At 38.5% G+C, this 19,046-nt stretch carries 17 protein-coding genes, 2 tRNA genes, 1 rRNA gene and 2 riboswitches; of the genes, 3 read left to right on the forward strand and 17 right to left on the reverse strand.

What is annotated here, in order from left to right; genetic code table 11:
* Nucleotides 1-405: 405 nt before the first annotated feature.
* From ACH0CI_RS26565 to groES, 7 genes are all read right to left on the reverse strand, one after another.
* On the reverse strand, nt 406-1,731 hold the full coding sequence (locus tag ACH0CI_RS26565) for an NCS2 family permease (protein ID WP_013055032.1): 1,326 nt from the start codon (nt 1,729-1,731) through the stop codon (nt 406-408).
* 133 nt (nt 1,732-1,864) lie between these two features.
* Nucleotides 1,865-1,966: riboswitch (purine riboswitch) on the reverse strand.
* Nucleotides 1,967-2,063: 97 nt separating this feature from the next.
* Nucleotides 2,064-3,593: a glutamine-hydrolyzing GMP synthase gene (gene guaA, locus ACH0CI_RS26570; RefSeq protein ID WP_028412703.1), complete on the reverse strand. Its 1,530-nt coding sequence runs from the start codon at nt 3,591-3,593 to the stop codon at nt 2,064-2,066.
* A 123-nt stretch (nt 3,594-3,716) separates the two neighbouring features.
* Nucleotides 3,717-3,818: riboswitch (purine riboswitch) on the reverse strand.
* 39 nt (nt 3,819-3,857) lie between these two features.
* Complete coding sequence (locus tag ACH0CI_RS26575; RefSeq protein WP_406902481.1) at nt 3,858-6,050, reverse strand: transglutaminase TgpA family protein; 2,193 nt, start codon at nt 6,048-6,050, stop codon at nt 3,858-3,860.
* Nucleotides 6,043-7,236 (reverse strand): DUF58 domain-containing protein, encoded by a 1,194-nt coding sequence (locus ACH0CI_RS26580; protein ID WP_406902483.1) that lies wholly within the window; start codon nt 7,234-7,236, stop codon nt 6,043-6,045. The genes ACH0CI_RS26575 and ACH0CI_RS26580 overlap by 8 nt, the downstream gene beginning before the upstream one ends.
* Before the next feature lie 11 nt (nt 7,237-7,247).
* Complete coding sequence (locus tag ACH0CI_RS26585) at nt 7,248-8,198, reverse strand: AAA family ATPase (RefSeq protein ID WP_335707446.1); 951 nt, start codon at nt 8,196-8,198, stop codon at nt 7,248-7,250.
* A gap of 158 nt (nt 8,199-8,356) precedes the next feature.
* Nucleotides 8,357-9,988, reverse strand: coding sequence for a chaperonin GroEL (gene groL / locus ACH0CI_RS26590; RefSeq protein WP_028412700.1), 1,632 nt, complete (start codon nt 9,986-9,988; stop codon nt 8,357-8,359).
* 67 nt (nt 9,989-10,055) lie between these two features.
* On the reverse strand, nt 10,056-10,340 hold the full coding sequence (gene groES, locus ACH0CI_RS26595) for a co-chaperone GroES (RefSeq protein WP_013055026.1): 285 nt from the start codon (nt 10,338-10,340) through the stop codon (nt 10,056-10,058).
* A 299-nt stretch (nt 10,341-10,639) separates the two neighbouring features.
* Here groES and ACH0CI_RS26600 point away from each other — a divergent pair, with 299 nt between their 5' ends.
* Together ACH0CI_RS26600 and ACH0CI_RS26605 are read left to right on the forward strand one after the other, a co-directional pair.
* On the forward strand, nt 10,640-11,368 hold the full coding sequence (locus ACH0CI_RS26600; protein ID WP_028412699.1) for a CPBP family intramembrane glutamic endopeptidase: 729 nt from the start codon (nt 10,640-10,642) through the stop codon (nt 11,366-11,368).
* Complete coding sequence (locus ACH0CI_RS26605) at nt 11,365-11,592, forward strand: YdiK family protein (RefSeq protein ID WP_013055024.1); 228 nt, start codon at nt 11,365-11,367, stop codon at nt 11,590-11,592. The genes ACH0CI_RS26600 and ACH0CI_RS26605 overlap by 4 nt, the downstream gene beginning before the upstream one ends.
* A 26-nt stretch (nt 11,593-11,618) precedes the next feature.
* On the opposite strand, the gene tatC is transcribed toward ACH0CI_RS26605, so the two are convergent.
* Genes tatC through ACH0CI_RS26620 form a run of 3 tightly spaced genes read right to left on the reverse strand, consistent with a single transcriptional unit; the run spans nt 11,619 to nt 13,267 of the window.
* Nucleotides 11,619-12,374, reverse strand: a complete 756-nt coding sequence (gene tatC, locus ACH0CI_RS26610; RefSeq protein WP_013055023.1) for a twin-arginine translocase subunit TatC — start codon at nt 12,372-12,374, stop codon at nt 11,619-11,621.
* Nucleotides 12,375-12,389: 15 nt separating this feature from the next.
* Entirely contained in the window at nt 12,390-12,575 is a 186-nt protein-coding gene (gene tatA / locus ACH0CI_RS26615) for a twin-arginine translocase TatA/TatE family subunit (protein ID WP_013055022.1), read from the reverse strand.
* A gap of 53 nt (nt 12,576-12,628) precedes the next feature.
* Nucleotides 12,629-13,267: a redox-sensing transcriptional repressor Rex gene (locus ACH0CI_RS26620; protein ID WP_028410376.1), complete on the reverse strand. Its 639-nt coding sequence runs from the start codon at nt 13,265-13,267 to the stop codon at nt 12,629-12,631.
* Between the two features lie 459 nt (nt 13,268-13,726).
* Between ACH0CI_RS26620 and ACH0CI_RS26625 the strand changes: the two genes are divergently transcribed.
* Nucleotides 13,727-15,661 (forward strand): ABC-F family ATP-binding cassette domain-containing protein, encoded by a 1,935-nt coding sequence (locus tag ACH0CI_RS26625; RefSeq protein WP_335707445.1) that lies wholly within the window; start codon nt 13,727-13,729, stop codon nt 15,659-15,661.
* Nucleotides 15,662-15,916: 255 nt separating this feature from the next.
* Here ACH0CI_RS26625 and tsaD read toward each other — a convergent pair whose 3' ends face one another.
* From tsaD to rrf, 7 genes are all read right to left on the reverse strand, one after another.
* Nucleotides 15,917-16,933 carry a tRNA (adenosine(37)-N6)-threonylcarbamoyltransferase complex transferase subunit TsaD gene (tsaD, locus tag ACH0CI_RS26630; RefSeq protein WP_080754517.1) on the reverse strand — a complete coding sequence of 339 codons (1,017 nt, stop codon included), beginning with the start codon at nt 16,931-16,933 and terminating at the stop codon, nt 15,917-15,919.
* Nucleotides 16,930-17,379: a ribosomal protein S18-alanine N-acetyltransferase gene (gene rimI, locus ACH0CI_RS26635; RefSeq protein ID WP_406902484.1), complete on the reverse strand. Its 450-nt coding sequence runs from the start codon at nt 17,377-17,379 to the stop codon at nt 16,930-16,932. The genes tsaD and rimI overlap by 4 nt, the downstream gene beginning before the upstream one ends.
* 13 nt (nt 17,380-17,392) lie before the next feature.
* Nucleotides 17,393-18,091, reverse strand: a complete 699-nt coding sequence (tsaB, locus tag ACH0CI_RS26640; RefSeq protein ID WP_335707443.1) for a tRNA (adenosine(37)-N6)-threonylcarbamoyltransferase complex dimerization subunit type 1 TsaB — start codon at nt 18,089-18,091, stop codon at nt 17,393-17,395.
* Nucleotides 18,088-18,558 (reverse strand): tRNA (adenosine(37)-N6)-threonylcarbamoyltransferase complex ATPase subunit type 1 TsaE, encoded by a 471-nt coding sequence (tsaE, locus tag ACH0CI_RS26645; RefSeq protein ID WP_013081426.1) that lies wholly within the window; start codon nt 18,556-18,558, stop codon nt 18,088-18,090. The genes tsaB and tsaE overlap by 4 nt, the downstream gene beginning before the upstream one ends.
* A 220-nt stretch (nt 18,559-18,778) precedes the next feature.
* Nucleotides 18,779-18,854: transfer RNA gene (locus ACH0CI_RS26650), tRNA-Asp, on the reverse strand.
* Between the two features lie 4 nt (nt 18,855-18,858).
* Nucleotides 18,859-18,935 (reverse strand) — tRNA-Met (locus tag ACH0CI_RS26655).
* 24 nt (nt 18,936-18,959) lie between these two features.
* Nucleotides 18,960-19,046 (reverse strand): 5S ribosomal RNA (gene rrf / locus ACH0CI_RS26660); the annotation flags it as partial.

The raw sequence follows: 19,046 nt of genomic DNA on the forward strand, positions 1-19,046 counted from the left end.
TCCTGAGCCAGGATCAAACTCTCCGAAGAAATGTTTGACTTGCTCATTTAAAAAAATAAAAATTAACGTTGACGTTTGTCGCTTTGTTCAGTTTTCAAAGTTCAACCGTTGCTCTGAAGCAACTTTATTAGTATAACATTCTATTATTTTGATGTCAACATCTTTTTTAAGATGTTCCTCTCAACTGCGCTGTTCATCAGCGACATTTAATAATTTACCATATATAATATATAGAGTCAATCGTTTTTCTAAAAAACTTTATAAATAAAAAAGTTAATGAAGTAAACCTTCAGTAAAGTAACCAATTAACCTCTATTACTACAATAGCAATCTAGCCGCTATGCAGTTTTCTTATCTTACCATAAAAAAAAAGCCCAGTCATTAAACTGAGCTTTTTTATTTAAACTATTCTGCTAAGAACGCGAAATAGAGTATGAAGATGATACAGAGAGCATACATAATGGGATGCACTTCTTTTCCACGCTTGCTGCATAACATTGTAATAGGATAAAAGATAAAGCCAACCGCAATACCTGTTGCAATACTGTATGTTAATGGCATCATAATTACGGTAAAAAATGCAGGAACTGCTACTTCGAACTCTTTCCAATTAATTTCTCCTAAATTTGACACCATCAGAGCTCCTACCGTAATTAAAGCGGGCGCAGTAACAGCTGGTGTTACGACCGCTAATAATGGAGAAAAGAACAGTGCAACTAAGAAAAACGCCGCCGTTACGATTGCAGTGAATCCTGAACGTCCCCCCGCTGCTACTCCAGCTGTAGACTCTACGTAAGCTGTTGTTGATGAGGTACCAAGAACAGCACCAACTACAATCGCACTAGAATCTGCCAATAACGCTCTGCCCGCTCGCGGAAGCTTATTATCTTTCATAAGTCCAGCTTGACTCGCTACAGCAACCATCGTACCTGCTGTATCGAAGAAATCAACAAATAAGAACGTTAAAATGACGACTAGCATCTTTACAGTAAAGATATCACCGATATTTTGAAAAGCTGCCCCAAACGTCGGGTCAAGACTAGGAACTGATGAAACAACTGCTTTAGGTGTATCAATTAAACCAAAAGCCATACCTGCTACAGCCGTTACAATCATACCGATAAATACAGCTGCATTTACTCGAAGCACCATTAATACAATAGTAATAACAATACCAAAAACTGCAAGTAACGTTGTTGGGTTCGTTAAATCACCCAGTCCAACAAATGTGGCATCATCTTTGACGATGATTCCGGCACCTTTCATACCTATAAAACTAATAAATAAACCAATACCTGCTCCAACAGCCATTTTTAATTCAATAGGAATAGAATTAATAATTTTTTCTCGCAGGCTTGTTAATGTTAAAAGAATAAAAATAACACCTGATATCATAACACCCGTTAAAGCCGTCTGCCATGGAATTCCCATTGTCAGAACAACTGTATAAGCAAAAAATGCGTTTAATCCCATACCTGGAGCTAATGAAATTGGATATCTACCAAGCACTCCCATAACAATTGATCCCAAAGCTGCAGCTAAAGCAGTAGCTGTAAATACAGCCCCTTGGTCCATTCTCATACTGTCAGGTAGATCCTTTACATCACTTAGTGATAGCACAGATGGATTAACAAATAAAATGTAAGCCATAGATAGAAAAGTTGTAAGGCCAGCTATAAACTCTTTTCGATAGCTAGTACCCAACTCTTCAAAACGAAAATACTTCTTCACGTTTTTTCCTCCCTTTATAGAAGCCGCATGCACTTAGGCAAACCATAAAAAATGCCTCTACACTATGGCGCGTAAAGGCATAAAATCGACTAAAAGAGAGATGTATGAACAAAAAAACAAAAGATTTTTACACATACATGTATTACTTTCTCGTAGTCAAGCCATTTACGGTAGCTCGGTAGAAACTTTTGGGCCTTATCCCCAAGATTATACGACATTAAAGCTATATCTCGCTGTTTTATGTTACTATCCTACCATTAACTTTTTTTAAAAGTCAACAAAAAACGAACATTCTTATGAAAGAATGTTCGTTTGTTCGGTTTTATTACATATTATTCCCATTCAATTGTTGCAGGTGGCTTACTTGTAATATCATACACTACGCGGTTAATATGCTTAACTTCGTTTACAATGCGCGTTGAGATAACTTCAAGCACATCCCAAGGAATACGCGCCCAGTCAGAAGTCATACCATCAATCGATGTAACAGCACGAATACCGATTGTGTAATCATACGTACGAGCATCTCCCATTACACCTACACTGCGGATGTCAGGAAGAACCGTAAAGTATTGCCAGATATCGCGCTCTAAGTCTGCTTTTGCAATCTCTTCACGTAAAATAGCATCCGACTCACGTACAATTTCTAACTTCTCTTCCGTAATTGCACCAAGTACACGAATACCTAGACCTGGTCCTGGGAAAGGCTGACGCCAAACGATGTTATCAGGAATACCTAATTCAGAACCTAATGCACGTACTTCATCTTTGAATAGCGTGTTTAACGGTTCGATTAGTTTGAACTGCATATCTTCCGGTAATCCACCTACATTGTGGTGAGATTTAATCGTTTGAGCTGTAGCTGTCCCACTCTCGATAATATCTGTGTATAGCGTACCTTGAGCTAGGAAATCAAACCCTTTTAATTTAGCAGCTTCGTCATCGAATACATAAATAAATTCATTACCGATGATTTTACGCTTTTGTTCAGGATCTGATACACCGCTTAATTTTTCTAAGAAGCGATCTTTTGCATCGATTTTAATCACGTTCATATTAAAGCCTTCGCTAAATGTTTCCATTACGCTTTCAGCTTCACCTTTACGTAATAAACCGTGATCTACGAACATACATGTTAACTGATCACCAATTGCTTTGTGAATTAATACAGCTACTACCGAAGAGTCTACTCCGCCGCTAAGTGCGCAAAGTACTTTTCTATCTCCAACTGTTTCACGGATTTTATCCATTTCAACTTCAATGAAGTTCTCAATTGACCAGTTTGCTTCAGCATGACATACTTCAAACACGAAGTTCTTTAAGATATGGTTACCGTGCACTGAATGGCGAACTTCTGGATGAAACTGCACTCCGTACATATTCTTTTCTTTGTTACTCATTGCGGCAATTGGACAAGATGGGCTAGTTGCGTCCACTTCAAAACCAGCTGGTGTTTCTACAACTAAATCACCGTGACTCATCCAAACAACTTGTTCTTTTGGCAACTCATGGTACATTAATGAATCGTTTTGTACGTTAATCGCTGCTTTACCATATTCACGATGGCTAGCACCTTCTACCTTCCCGCCAAAATGATGAGTCATTAATTGCATTCCATAACAAATACCTAAAACAGGAATACCTAATTCAAAAATGTTTTCATCGCAGTGAAATGCGTTTTCACCGTACACACTGTTTGGGCCTCCAGAGAAAATAATTCCCTTTGGATTTAATGCTTTAATCTCTTCTGCTGTAATTGTGTGCGGATGCAATTCACTATATACTCCGAACTCGCGAATGCGACGCGTAATCAGTTGGTTATATTGACTACCAAAATCTAATACAACAATCATGCCTTCCATCTTGTTCACCTCTCCGAATGTGTAAATAATCACTTGTTATTATGCCCTAAAATATAAAAAAAACTAGACTTCTCCCTCAAAAAACAAAGGCAGAAGTCTAGTTGAGCACGACGTTTATCGTCAAATAGACTGTTCTGCCTTCATAGTCAGATCGTTTAAGGTGACCCGGTAGAGACTCTCGAACCATATTATCGAGGATATATGAAGGTATACGAAACATTTATAGTAAGTTCGAGAATATTCTATCAATCCGCGAAACAATGGTCAAGAACTCGTTTTTTTGATTAAATTTTCCCACAATTCAATCGACTCTTTCCATTCTTTTATGGAATCTGCATTTCGATATAAAACCCGCTCGTATTTTTCCGTTAATTTTAGCATATTTACCGTATTTAATTTTTCGTCTACTTCTCCTGCAAAGTCGCGCAGCGTTTGATTTTCTTGCCGTTTTAGTCCATTTGCAGCGAGTCTTTTAAGTAAAAAAGCATACGCTGATTCAAAGGTTTCCACACTCTCTTTCTTTTTATAAAAAGAGATATAAAAAGGTAAAAACCATTTAAATCGATTGAGATATATTACTATTAACATAACTACAATCAGTCCGTAGAAAAGCACTTTCCATTTCATAGACAACTTAGCATTTTGAAGAGAAGCTGTTTTTTCTTTCTCTCTTTTCTCTTGTGCCGGAAGCTCTTTCTTCTTAGGCTGCTCCTTGACTTGCGTTTCTTGTTTCTCTTCTTCCCTTTGACTATTTTCACTAGAGTTGTTAGGTTGGCTATCTACAAAATCATAAGGATTAGAAAAACTTTTTGTTGGTTCAAAAGGTACCCAGCCCGCTCCTGGAAAATAGACTTCGACCCAAGAATGAGCATTATTTTGTGTAATTTCATAGGTTGTCCACTTACTACTTCCTGAAATAACGGTGGCATCACCTTCTGTATAGCCCTTTACCCACCGAGCAGGAATATCTAATGAACGAAGCAGCACGACCATAGAAGTAGAGAAGTTATCACAGTATCCTCTTTTTGTATCAAATAAAAATTGATCCACATAATCTTTATTCTTTGTAGGAATTGGAACATTTTCAGTATCATATACATATGGATTGGATCGGAAGTATTCTTCAACGGCTTTTGCTTTTTCATAGCGATTGTTTTTATTTTTTGTTATCGTACGAGCTAAATCCTTTACTCGTTTTGGCAAATTAGCAGGAAGCTGTGTATACCTTGCTATAAATTCATTATTATTCTCTAGACTTTCTGACTTTTTCTCCTCTGCTTGCTGAAGAAGCCCGGTATCAAACACAGGATATTTATACGTTAGCTCATACGATTGAACAGTAACAAGTTTGTCATTTTGATAAGGATATAATTTTTCATTTGTCGGTGTAACATCGGTTTGAATGCCATTTTTTAAGGTTAGAGACAGCAGTTGAGGAACATGCATAAGATGAACAGAAGGCTGCGAATAGGTAACTTCTGCTTTTCTTACTTCTCCTGCAACACTTGAATCATATTGAGGGAGTAAGTTTTCATTTCCTTTGAAAGGCACTTTTTCTTCCTCTTTAGACAGCTCCCAGCCCTTACCTGTATACACATCCTTCGTTTCAATACGCCAATAGTGCTCATCCTCTACTTTAGCTGTAAACACAACCGTATCATCATTGACAAAGGATCCCCCCAATTTAGAATCGTCCATATCATAGCCAATTCGTTGACCGTTTGCAGATTCTCCCTGTCCTTGATTTGTTGTGTGAGCTGCAATAAAAGGGACCGGATCTGGCCACTGCGGACCTGGTTTAGGGGCGAGATAAGCCAGCACAATGACAATGGCTAAAAAACTGCCTAGAAAAAGAAACGATCGTTTTCTATTTTCTAAACGCTCGGTGCTAGCACCTTTTATACGTTCAGGATTGATGCGAAGCATGGCTACTAATAAAAATCCGATAATCGTCACGCGAATAATAGCAGCTCCGGCATCGTAAGTAGAAAAGGTATCCAATACGGTAATATACAAAATGGTTAAGAAGAAAAAGAAGAAAATTCTTTTTTGATAAAAGATCCAGTATCGAATTAAATAAGCCATAATCCAAAGCAGGATAAAAAATAAAGTGCTCCTCATTTCAAAGGATAAATTCGCTATATTCCACTCCATGATACTTTGTACATCTGACTGAAGAATTTCCAAAAGTCTTGGAAGCCATTCTGAAGAAAAGAAGGCACCTTGGAAATAGAGACTGTGAAGTGAAAACAAAATAAACAACATGCTCCCTAACGTCATCACAATAAACGGCAATCGAAACGTTAAGCTCAAAAAACAGTAAGCGACAAACAGGATAAAGTATTGAATTTGATTCGTATCAGTGACTTCATTTAAAGGGAGAAGCCATTCCACTAATAAAAAGAAAGCTCCCGCGTATAATAAGACGTTTTTTACATACCAAGCTGATTTATTCACTTATTTCCGCCCTCACTTCCTTTAGTGATAGAGGAAGATCAATATGAACGACTTCAATTGTTAAAGCAGAAGATTGTATGCCATTTACAATAACTGTCTCTTCCTCACTAAGCCCCGCTCCTTCATTTTTAACGACAATGAGTGAAGCCTTAGCATGAGGACTCAGCTTGGATTGAATCTGGCCAATAAGAGTCCCTGTAACCTGACTGACAATTACCATAAAAGAATGCTGCTTTTGAATAGCAATATTCTGAAATTCTGTTTCGAATGCTCGATTGCTAATAGGCTGTGCACGTGCTAAGTGATGCAACAGGTTATCAGCCTCCCTTTGTTCAGAGGTTTTCTGCGAAAAAAGGGCATCTCCAGCTAAAAGAAAATCGACTTTTTTACGCTTGGTTTCTTCATAAATGAGCATGGATGCCAGAAAGCTCATTCGCTCTTCAAAGTATAGAGGGCCCATAACATCTGCAATGATAATTATACTCCGTTCATGATAATGACCAAACTCTTTAGAAATCAACGTAGCTTTACGAGCGGTCGCCTTCCAATCGATAGATCCTAATCGGTCACCCGGCTGATATTCTCTAATGCCTGTCACTAACGTAGTAGATTGATTTCCCGTAGAAACTTCATTTTTCCCTTCTTCTATTCCCGCTAAAAGAAACGGGATATCTATCTTATGAATCTGAGGATAAACGATAAATCGCTGCTGCAGTAGAAAATATGCCTTCTTTTTTACGATGCCTAATAAATCACTAATTTCAATTGAAATCGTAAAAAATTCATATTCTCCTCTTTCTACAAACGATCTTTCATACGGAATAACAGTGTTTCGTTGAAAAAGCGGATAAATTGTTCTTTCTTCTTGATCTAAAAGGTTACTCTCCTCTTTCACCGCTGCCATATAAACAGGAAAAGCCGAGGAGCGTGTAATGTGAATGTCATAAGAAAGATGATCTCCAGCGAATCGAGGCTGTAGCTTCACATCACGAGCAACATTCCACTTCTTCAACGGATAGAGCAACACGGCTACCGCATATAATCCAAAAGGTAAGAAGCTATAAAATAAAAACCAGCTGACAAAGCCTCCTTGAAACATGGCGTAAGAAAACGTAGCGGTAAAGATGCAGAATAAAACGAACCAGTCTCTACCTTTGTTCCATATCACTTTTATATACTGTTTCATAAATTATCCTCTTACCTTTTAACAGGTACTTTCGTATCAGCCATAATTTGCTTCATCACATCACTCGCTGTTAAACCGCTGTACTGAGTATCAGGTCTTAGCGTTAAGCGATGTGCACACACATACGAAGCAAGCTCTTGAACATCATCAGGAAGACAGTAATCTCTTCCCTTTACTAACGCATATGCTTGAATAGCCTTCATAAAGGAAACCGTGCCACGAGGACTAATACCTAATGAAACATGTGGATGAGAGCGAGTTTTGCGAATAATTTCAATGATATAGTTCTTGATCGTATCATCTACATAAATACTGCTTACAGCTTTTTGAGCCTGTACTAATTCTGGAACGCTCATAACAGGTTTGACATCTTCAAGATTAACTTGAGTCGATACGCCATTTAAAATTTGAAGCTCCTCTTCTTGCGTAGGATATCCCATGCTTAGTTTGAATAAAAAACGATCCAGCTGCGCTTCCGGCAAATGATAGGTCCCATCAAAATCAACGGGATTTTGAGTAGCCATCACAAAAAAAGGCGCCGGAATTTCCCGGGTGATACCATCGGTTGTTACATGATGCTCAGCCATTGCTTCTAAAAGCGCCGATTGTGTTTTAGGAGAAGTCCTGTTAATCTCATCAGCGAGTACTATGTGGCTCATGATAGGACCTGGACGAAAATGAAATTCCATGTCTTTTGGACTGTAAATAGAAACACCTGTTACGTCGGACGGCAGCAAATCAGGCGTGAATTGAATTCGTTTAAATTCTGCATCAATCGATTTGGCCAGTGCCTTCACAAGCATCGTTTTCCCCACACCCGGAACATCTTCAAGCAAAACATGTCCTCCTGCAAGTAAAGCAACCAAACTAAGCTCAGATACCTGACGTTTTCCAATCACAATTTGATCGATGTTTTCTAATACTTGGTTTAATTTATTATTAATATGATCCAGCTGAATCAACGACGCTCCCCCTTAAAACTCAGTTAAGCCTTGAGTTTAGTAAGTTTTCCAATAAACATAGTACTATCTTAACAAATTTTAAAAAAATCTGAAAATATTAACGCACACAAAAAAGCGACCAAGTGAGTACTTGGTCGCTTTTTTAGGTAGGGCAGTGATTACATCATGCCGCCCATTCCACCCATGCCGCCCATGTCAGGCATTGCAGGAGCTCCGCCTTCTTCTGGCTTGTCAGCAACAACTGCTTCAGTTGTTAAGAACATAGCCGCTACAGAAGAAGCATTTTGAAGAGCTGAACGCGTTACTTTTGTTGGGTCAACGATACCAGTGTCTAGCATATTTACCCACTCGCCAGTTGCAGCGTTGAATCCAGTTCCAACTGCTTCGCCTTTTAGACGCTCAACGATTACTGATCCTTCTAAACCAGCGTTGTGAGCGATTTGACGTACAGGCTCTTCAATCGCACGTAATACGATGTTGATACCTGTAGCAGTGTCACCGTCAGCTTCGATGCTTGCTACTTTATTATAGATATTTACTAATGCAGTACCACCACCAGCTACGATACCTTCTTCAACCGCAGCACGCGTAGAGTTTAATGCATCTTCAATACGTAATTTACGTTCTTTTAACTCAGTTTCAGTTGCCGCACCAACTTTGATTACAGCTACGCCACCAGCAAGTTTTGCTAAACGCTCTTGTAATTTTTCACGGTCAAACTCTGAAGTTGTTTCTTCAAGCTGAGCTTTGATTTGGTTTACGCGTGCTAGGATATCTTCTGCGTTTCCTGCACCGTTTACAACTGTTGTATTTTCTTTTGTTACAACAATTTTAGAAGCGCGACCTAATTGATCGATGCCTGCTGTTTTTAAGTCAAGACCAAGCTCTTCAGTGATTACTTCTCCGCCTGTTAGAATAGCAACGTCTTGTAGCATTGCTTTACGACGATCACCAAAACCAGGAGCTTTAACAGCTACAGCTGTAAATGTACCGCGCAGTTTGTTCACAACTAATGTTGCTAAAGCTTCGCCTTCTACGTCTTCAGCGATGATTAATAGCGGCTTGCCTTGTTGAACAACTTGCTCTAATACCGGTAAGATTTCTTGAATGTTACCGATTTTTTTGTCTGTGATTAAGATGTATGGATCATCTAATACAGCTTCCATTTTATCTGAATCAGTTACCATGTAAGGAGATGCATATCCACGGTCAAACTGCATACCTTCTACCACTTCTAATTCAGTTGTGAAACCTTTTGATTCTTCAAGTGTGATAACGCCGTCGTTACCAACGCGCTCCATTGCTTCAGCAATTAATTGACCTACTTCTTCGTCAGCTGCTGAGATAGCCGCTACTTGAGCAATTGAATCTTTACCTTGAATTGGTTTAGAGATTGCTTTTAGTTCTTCAACCGCTACAGCTACTGCTTTTTCCATACCTTTACGGATACCCATTGGGTTAGCACCAGCCGTTACGTTTTTAAGACCTTCTCTGATCATTGCTTGCGCTAAAACTGTTGCAGTAGTTGTACCGTCACCAGCAACGTCGTTTGTTTTGCTAGCAACTTCGGCTACTAATTTAGCACCCATATTTTCAAATGCGTCTTCTAATTCGATTTCTTTTGCAATTGTTACACCGTCATTTGTAATAAGCGGTGAACCGAATTTCTTTTCCAATACAACGTTACGACCTTTTGGTCCAAGCGTTACTTTTACAGCATTTGCTAATGTATCTACACCACGCAGCATTGCACGACGTGCTTCTTCGCTAAATTTAATGTCTTTTGCCATGTTCTTTGACCTCCTCAAGATGTTCTTAATAATCTATTTTTTACGTATGATAAGTTTGTGGTTAAAATTAGCCGATTACAGCTAAAATATCGCTTTCGCGTAAAATTAAGTATTCAGTACCTTCGTATTTTACTTCAGTACCCGCATATTTTGAGAAGATGATACGATCGCCCGCAGCTACTTCTAAAGCTACACGCTCACCGCTTTCTAATACTCGGCCTGTACCTACAGCAACAATTTTACCCTCTTGTGGCTTTTCTTTTGCACTGTCCGGTAACACGATACCGCTTGCTGTTTTTTCCTCAGATTTTACAAGTTCAATCACTACGCGATCACCTAATGGCTTTAACAAGTGAAACAACCTCCTCAAATAATATGTTTGCATTTTTATTAGCACTCAACCTCAACGAGTGCTAACACAATTATTATATTAAAACAAAGTGGGTTTTTTTTGCAAGTATTAAACAAAAAAAATTTAAAATTTACGACAACTACATATAATAGTCTTAGATTTCGACGATTTTGAGAAATAAAGCATTCTTTTCTCTGTTCAATAATATGTATGTTACAATACGAGCAAGAAGAAATTACTAACTTTACAGTACTTCTTCGACATATATACATAAAAACCTTTTAAAGGAGTATAGAAGATTGGAAAAACGTTATTGGTATGTTATCCTCACCTACATCCTTATGCAGTTTTCAGGAGTTGTTGGTATACCGCTGTTAAAATTAACAGGAATGTTTGATGACTATCCAGTTCGAACAGCGAATGTCATGCTTTTGACTTATTGGACTATCATTAGCTTTATCCTTGGTTTACTTATTGTCTTACTGCTGCTGCGCCGTGACATGTCCATGCGTATAGAACATGCTGGAAAAACGATTGCTGTTGTCTGGTCAGTCCTTGGGGTGTTTCTCGCTATGGCTGGTCAAGCTGTAGCAGGTATGATTGAGCACGCTCTTGGCATTACCCAAGTATCTGAAAACACACAAAATATTGTTAATCTTGTTAAAGCAACGCCGTTCCTTATTGTCGTTACGTCTGTTATTGGACCAATACTAGAAGAGATTATTTTCCGAAAGATTATTTTTGGTTCTCTTCACAAACGATACAATTTCTTTATCTCTGCATTTATTAGTTCCCTTATTTTCGCTGCGGTACACTGGGATTTTAAACATTTACTTGTGTATACAGCTATGGGATTTGTATTTGCATTCCTTTATGCAAGGACGAGACTAATTGTTGTACCTATTATTGCTCATGTTTTGATGAATACAATCGTTATTTTATCTCAAACTATTTTTGCAGATAAAATTATAGAAATGCAAAAACAAGCAGAACAAATGCAGTTCATTTTTGGAGGCATGTTTTTATGAAGAATATCCCTTTAACACGAGGGTTTATTTATATTATTATGGGGATTTTATTCACCTACTTGGCAATTCAAAATGCCCAGGAAACCGTCTGGAATTTCCCCACAATCTTATTTGCACTCGTAGCCGCATTCGATTTCAGGTTTGCGGTTCGCATCTTTATCTTGCACTACAAAATTAAAAAATTGCAGCAGCAATATAAAAATCAAGATGATTCATCCAAATAAAAAAACCACTGTTTCAGTGGTTTTTTTTACATACTAACATCTTCTCTTTCTTGCTCTGCCCTTGCCTTTAACACTTTGCGATACGAAATGCGGGAAATAATGATGCTGATTTCATACAGTATTAAAAGCGGCACTGTCACCATCATGTGCGAGAGCAATTCCGGTGGTGTAATAAGTGCGGCAATAACTAGCAGTACGAAATAGGCATATTTTCGAATTTGAGATAAAAACATAGGCGTTATAATTCCTAAACGCGTCAAAAACATAACGACGACAGGAAGCTGAAACAACAGGCCAAAAGGCAGTGTGAGCTGCATTAAAAAAGAAAAGTATTCATTAATGCCAATCACTTGGTTTACATTCAGCTCATCAGAAACGCGCGTCATAAAATCAACGACAAATGGAAACAACACAAAATAAGAAAAAGAGACACCGCCGATAAAGAGAAAAATGGAAACAGGAATATATCCAAGCGTTACCTTACGCTCTTTTTCATATAAACCAGGACTAATAAATGCCCAAAGTTGATACAGTGCAACAGGAGCTGCAAGTACACAGCCGATAATAACAGCAAATTGCATATAAATCTTAACTGGATCTGTTAACCGAAATGCATTCATCGTTAAATTCTTTGCCTCATCAGCATGCTGTAAATAGACAATAACCTTATCCGCTATAAAAAAGCCGCCAATTGTGGCAATCACAAAGAAAAATAAAACAATTAAAATGCGTTTTCGCAGCTCTCCTATATGATCATATATTGACATTTCTTGTTCGGTCATACTATGATCACCCTTTTACTCTTTGTCATCTACTTGACGCTGTTTATCTTTTTCACGATCTTCTGATGCACCGCTAGCGGCATGCTTAAACTCTCTAAGCGTTTGGCCCACTGATCTTCCTAGCTCCGGTAACCGTTTCGGTCCAAAAATAAGCAGTGCTACAATCGCAATAATAATCCAACTGCCTGCTCCAATCCCCATATTCCCACTCTCCTTATTAATTTAGACTTAAGGAAATCGTAACACAGTCCGCCTTATTCAACAGGATAATTTTTCAAAAAGTAGACGAGCGACTGTAATTCTACAGCAAGATCAATATGATGGAGTCGAATCTCATCCGGTACGTTTAAGCGTGCAGGAGTAAAGTTTAAAATTCCTTTAATTCCGCAACTCACTAAACGATCAGTAATTTGCTGAGCAACAGTGGCAGGAACGGTTAAAATCGCTACTGAGATGTCATCACTCATATAATCTTCCAATTGGTCAAGATGATAAACCGGCACGTCGCCTACTTTCGTACCTACTTTATCTTCTATCACATCAAAAGCGCACTCAATTTTGGTGTTATTATTTTTAATAAAATTATAATTTAAAAAGGCCGTTCCTAGATTCCCTACGCCAATCAGTGCTACTTTCGTTACTTCATCTTGGTCTAACGTTTTACGGAAAAATGTAAGTAAATAATTCACATTGTAGCCGTATCCCTTTTTTCCTAATGCACCAAAGTAAGAAAAGTCCCGACGAATAGTAGCAGAATCCACTTTCACTGCCTCACTTAACTCCGCTGATGACACACGCTGTTTACCAGAAGCATGCAAATTTTTCAAAAAACGATAATAAAGCGGCAATCGCTTAGCCGTTGCTTGTGGTATTTTTAATTGTTCAGTGTTCACGTTGTACCCCCTCAGTTCATGTATGTCATTACTAACATTTTCAAGTCATATTGCATTACCTTTCACAAAGCATCAACCGCTTTGAGGTAGCGCTTCCAATTCTCTCTCTTTTCTCATGTTTTATATATACTCCGCTTCACACCTCGACGGCTTTTGTCTATTCAGCACTCCTTAAAGTCGGTATGTAGAACGAAGCAATTAGCCCTTCAAAGGATCGGTTTGTTAGTCATGACGGATTTTTTTACATCCATCATAGATAAGTTCAGAGATGCACTTATCTCTTATTTTAACATAGTATCCTGTATAAAATGTGCAGGTAAAATCATTTTATTTCATGAATCAAAACATTCGCTTCATCATTTGTCCTTGTCCCTCTACAAATTACAAACGCTTGTAGGAAGAACTTGTAGTTAAAAATATGTTAAAATACACTATGGATATACTACTAGAGGTGAAAAAATGATTATTCTACAATTGAACGGTATTACAAAATACTATGGGGCAGAACCCATTTTATCGAATATAAAGTTAGAAGTACAATCAAAAGACCGCATTGCCCTAGTGGGACGAAACGGTGCTGGTAAATCAACTTTATTAAAAATTATTGCTGAGCAGCTTTCCTATGACAGCGGAGAAATTATTAAACCTAAGGGTGTTTCCATTGATTATATGGGACAAGATACAGTTCTTGAGTCAACACTCTCCATATGGGAAGAAATGATGACTGTCTTTGCTCCATTAAAGAAGATGGAAAAAGAATTACGTACGCTTGAAACGAAGATGGGTGATCCAGACATTTTTAATGATTCAGTTCAATACGAAAAACTAACCAAAGAGTATGATCAGCTTCAAGTAACGTTTAAAGATTTAGGCGGCTATCAGTATGAAGCGGATACACGATCTATTCTTCACGGTTTCCGTTTTTCAAACTTTGACTACAGCACCCCTATTTCCTCCTTAAGCGGTGGACAAAAAACGCGCCTGGCTCTTGCAAAACTGCTTTTAACAAAGCCTGATTTGCTTATTCTGGATGAGCCTACCAACCACTTAGATATTGAAACTTTAGCATGGCTGGAACAGTTTCTGCAAGGGTATGAAGGAGCTATTTTAATCGTTTCACATGATCGTTACTTCCTTGATAAAGTCGTAAATCAAGTGTATGAAGTCGTACAAAAAACAACGGTGAAGTACACGGGCAACTACTCTAAATACCTTGTACAAAAAGCAGAGCGATATGAAAAAGAGTTGCGTCAGTACGAAAAGCAGCAAGATGAAGTCGCAAAGCTGAATGATTTTATTCAGCGAAACATCGCCCGCGCATCGACTACAAAACGTGCGCAAAGCAGACGTAAACAGCTCGATCGAATGGAGTTAATAAATCGACCTAACGAAGGCGAAAAATCAGCTAGTTTTTCGTTTGAAATTGAACGTCAAAGCGGAAATGAAGTCTTAAATCTGGAAGATGTGTCTATCGGATATGATGAACACAACTATGTCGTCCAAGAGGCAAACCTTCGCATTAAAAAAGGGGAAAGCCTTGCATTGGTTGGTCCTAATGGCGTGGGGAAATCAACTTTATTAAAAGGCATTGTGGATAAACTCAGCTTCAAGACTGGAACCATTTCCTTTGGCTCAAATGTAATGGTTGGTTATTACGACCAAGAGCAAGCCAATTTAACGTCTAATAAAACCGTTTTAAATGAACTTTGGGATGACTACCCAGCCAAACCTGAAAAAGAAATCCGTACAGCGCTTGGAAATTTTCTGTTTTCAGGTGATGATGTACTGAAAATCGTTTCCACGCTCAGCGGTGGTGAAAAAGCACGTTTGGCTCTTGCGAAGCTTATGCTTCAAAAAGCTAACTTCTTAATTTTGGATGAACCTACTAACCATCTTGATTTAGATAGCAAACAAGTACTCGAGAATGCGTTAATTGATTACCCAGGGACTCTATTATTTGTTTCACATGACCGTTATTTTATTAATCGTATTGCCAATAAAATAGCAGAGCTATCTCCTGAAGGAGTAGAAGAATTTCTTGGAGATTATGACTATTATGTAGAAAAGAAAGCAGAAATAGAGGAAATCAAAGAATTAGAAAATATAAAAGCAAACGAAGAACGTACGGTAAAAGTAGATAAACAGTCCTATAAACAAGATAAAGAACAAAAGAAATTGATGAGACAGCGAACGCGCCGCATTGAAGAAATTGAAACTAAAGTAAACAAATTAGAAGCCGCCCAAGCGGCGAATGAAGAACTTCTTTGTGACCCTGAAATTTATCAAAATCACGAAGAAGTATCAAGATTAAACGGTGAAAATGAAAAAATTTCTTCACAGTTATCCACATTAATGGAAGAGTGGGAAGAATTACAGCTGCTTCTAGAAGAGTAGCCTATATTTTTGCGTATCTATTCATCCTATTTACTTGTTCATGCGCTTAAGAGCAAGCTTTATCCACTCTGTGAATAAATAGTGGATATCTGTCTGATTTTCATAATTAAAACTTGTTGATAACAGGTCCGTGTACTGAGTGCACGGACTTTTCCACATAATTATCCACAGTCAATTCTAAATTTATTGAATATTGTTGATAAATCATTTTTATCCACAAAAAAAGACGAATGAGAAATAAATCTCATTCGTCACTTACTCTTCCAAGTCCAAACCGGGGTTTGCATTTAATGACATATCTGAACGTTTTCCTTGAGCAAATCGTACGCTTGCTGCTGCTCCAATCATTGCGGCATTATCCGTACATAGAGATAGCGGCGGGATAATAAGCTCAATATTTGATAGGGGTTCAAATGCCTCTTCTAGCGCTGCTCTAAGCCCTTTATTAGCAGCAACTCCTCCTGCTAATAAAACTTGCTTAACGTTATATTCCTTTGCAGCTTTAATCGTTTTAGTTACTAACACATCAATGACACTCGCTTGAAAGCTAGCAGCAAGTGTTTGTGGAAGAATCTCTTCACCTTTTTGCTTCGCATTGTGGACAGTGTTAATAACTGCTGATTTTAATCCACTGAAACTAAAATCATAGGATCCTTCTTCTAGCCAAGCACGCGGCAAATCAATTAATGGCTCTCCTTCATGTGCAAGGCGGTCAATATGAGGTCCGCCTGGATATGGAAGGTTTAACGTGCGAGCTACTTTATCGTAGGCTTCTCCTGCTGCATCATCTCTTGTTTCACCGATCACTTTAAAATGACCGTGACTTTCCATGTATACAAGCTCCGTATGCCCGCCAGATACAACTAGCGATAAGAGCGGGAATTCTAGTTTTTTGATTAGCTGATTTGCATAAATATGTCCTGCAATATGATGAACACCAATTAATGGCTTTTGATGTGCAAATGCTAGCGCTTTGGCTGCATTTACGCCAATAAGAAGTGCTCCCACAAGCCCTGGTCCTTCCGTTACAGCTATTGCATCTATATCTGCAAACGTCAAGTTCGCTTGATTTAAAGTTTCTTCAACTACTACTGTAATTTGTTCTACATGATGACGAGATGCAATTTCCGGTACGACACCGCCAAATCGTTTATGGCTTTCTATTTGAGAGGCCACCACATTGGCTACAATTTCATGACCGTTTCGAATCACAGCTGCTGCTGTCTCATCACAGCTTGTTTCTAATGCTAAAATTAATTGATTTTCATTCATAAATTCACCCACATAACTAATGCATCCTCATTGTTATCAGAATAATAATTCTTACGAATACCTCCAGGTTTAAAACCTAGCTTTTGATACAATGATTGTGCAATATGATTAGATACCCTAACTTCTAATGTCATTGACTTAGCACCTAGTTTTCGAAGAACGTCCATCACGTTGCGCAGCAGCAATTCACCGAGTCCCTTGCCTCGGTAGTCTGGCAATAGCGCAATGTTGGTTACATGTGCTTCGTCAATAACAATCCACGTTCCGCAATAACCAATAATATTTTCCCCTTCTTCCATCACAATGTAAGTTGAAAATTGATTATTGGTTAACTCATTTTGAAATGCTTCTGCACTCCAAGGTGTCGTAAAAGACTTCTCTTCGATTTTCACTACTTGATCAATATCTTTAACTTCCATTAAACGAAACTTAATTGTTAGTTTCATGTTATACCTTCTTTTATCCTTTTTGCTGTGAAGCAAGCCAGTTGGCTTCTGCTTCAGCTAAACGAATGTAGTTCGGAACAAAAGTATGCACAGACTGCGGCTCTTTCTTCATTCCTAAGAAAGCCAATTCACTTGGTCTTGGGTTAAACTGCTGAACATGGGCAAATACAGCTTGTTCACTCAACACTTCTTTTAACGCCTCTTCATGCATGGAAAGATCATTGCCTATGAATAAAATAGGTTTGTTGTATGACTTTAAATGTTCCGCCCAGTCCTTATTAATAACAAGTCGATCACTTTCAACTTCTACAAGATCTCGTTCGTTATTCCATTCATATAGTCCTGTATAAAGCTGCTGACGGCGCGCATCAAATAACGGAGCAATATATCCATCAAAATAACGACCGTTTGCTGCTAGTGCCTCAAGGCTAGATACACCTATTAAAGGAATATTTAAAGTCCAAGCAAGTGTCTTGGCAATGGTAACACCAATGCGTACACCGGTATAGGACCCGGGACCGTGTGCCACTACAATACGGTCTAGTTCGCTTGGCGCAATATCACAATCTTTTAACAAAGATTCCACAGCGTTCATCACACGAACAGAGTGATTCTTTTTTAGATTCGTAATAATTTCTCCAATTACTTTGTTTTCTTCAACGACAGCAACACCCATGACAAAATTGGATGTATCAATGGCTAACATTTTCATCTTTTAAAAAGCTCCTTACATATTTCAACGTACCGACTGCCTATCGCTTTTACAAGGATTTTACGAGTCGTTTCGTTTTCATGGTAAATATTGATTTGAATATATTCATTAGGAAGCTGCTCTTCAATCAGGTGAGCCCACTCCACGACCGTCACGCCATCTCCTTCAAAATACTCATCGAACCCTAGGTCTTCAAATTCATCCCCTAGACGGTACACATCCATATGGTAAAGAGGAAGGCGACCGCTTTTGTATTCTTTAATGATAGTAAATGTCGGGCTATTCACATTGCGTTCAATTCCTAAGCCTTTAGCTAAACTTTTTGTGAATGTTGTCTTTCCAGCTCCCAAATCGCCTTCAAGCAGCAGCACGTCACCAGCTTCTAATAAAGTTGCTAGACGAGCAGCCAGCTGATTAGTTTCATCAGGAGACGTAGACATAAACGTAAATTCATTAATCTCTGTCATTCATTCAGAACCTCATTTCAATCTGTATATATATATTGTAAACGTTGTGGACTATACATATCCAGTAAGAAATCCAACAATCTTTAACATCGCAATTCTACAAAGAAATTTCTTTGTATATAAAAAATTCCTTAGGATTGCTCCTAAGGACGGTAAAGTTTTATATAAAAATGGTTCAAACAATAAAAAAGACGAAACACATTGTTTCGTTTCTAAAACATGGCGGTCCCGACGGGAATCGAACCCGCGATCTCCTGCGTGACAGGCAGGCATGTTAACCGCTACACCACGGGACCATGTTGGTTGCGGGGACAGGATTTGAACCTGCGACCTTCGGGTTATGAGCCCGACGAGCTACCGAACTGCTCCACCCCGCGATGATAAAAAAGCAAAATAAAAATGCCTAGCGATGTCCTACTCTCACAGGGACAAAGTCCCAACTACCATCGGCGCTAAAGAGCTTAACTTCCGTGTTCGGTATGGGAACG

This window comes from Priestia sp. 179-F W1.4 NHS (assembly GCF_045369295.1).
Classification (GTDB): domain Bacteria; phylum Bacillota; class Bacilli; order Bacillales; family Bacillaceae_H; genus Priestia; species Priestia zanthoxyli.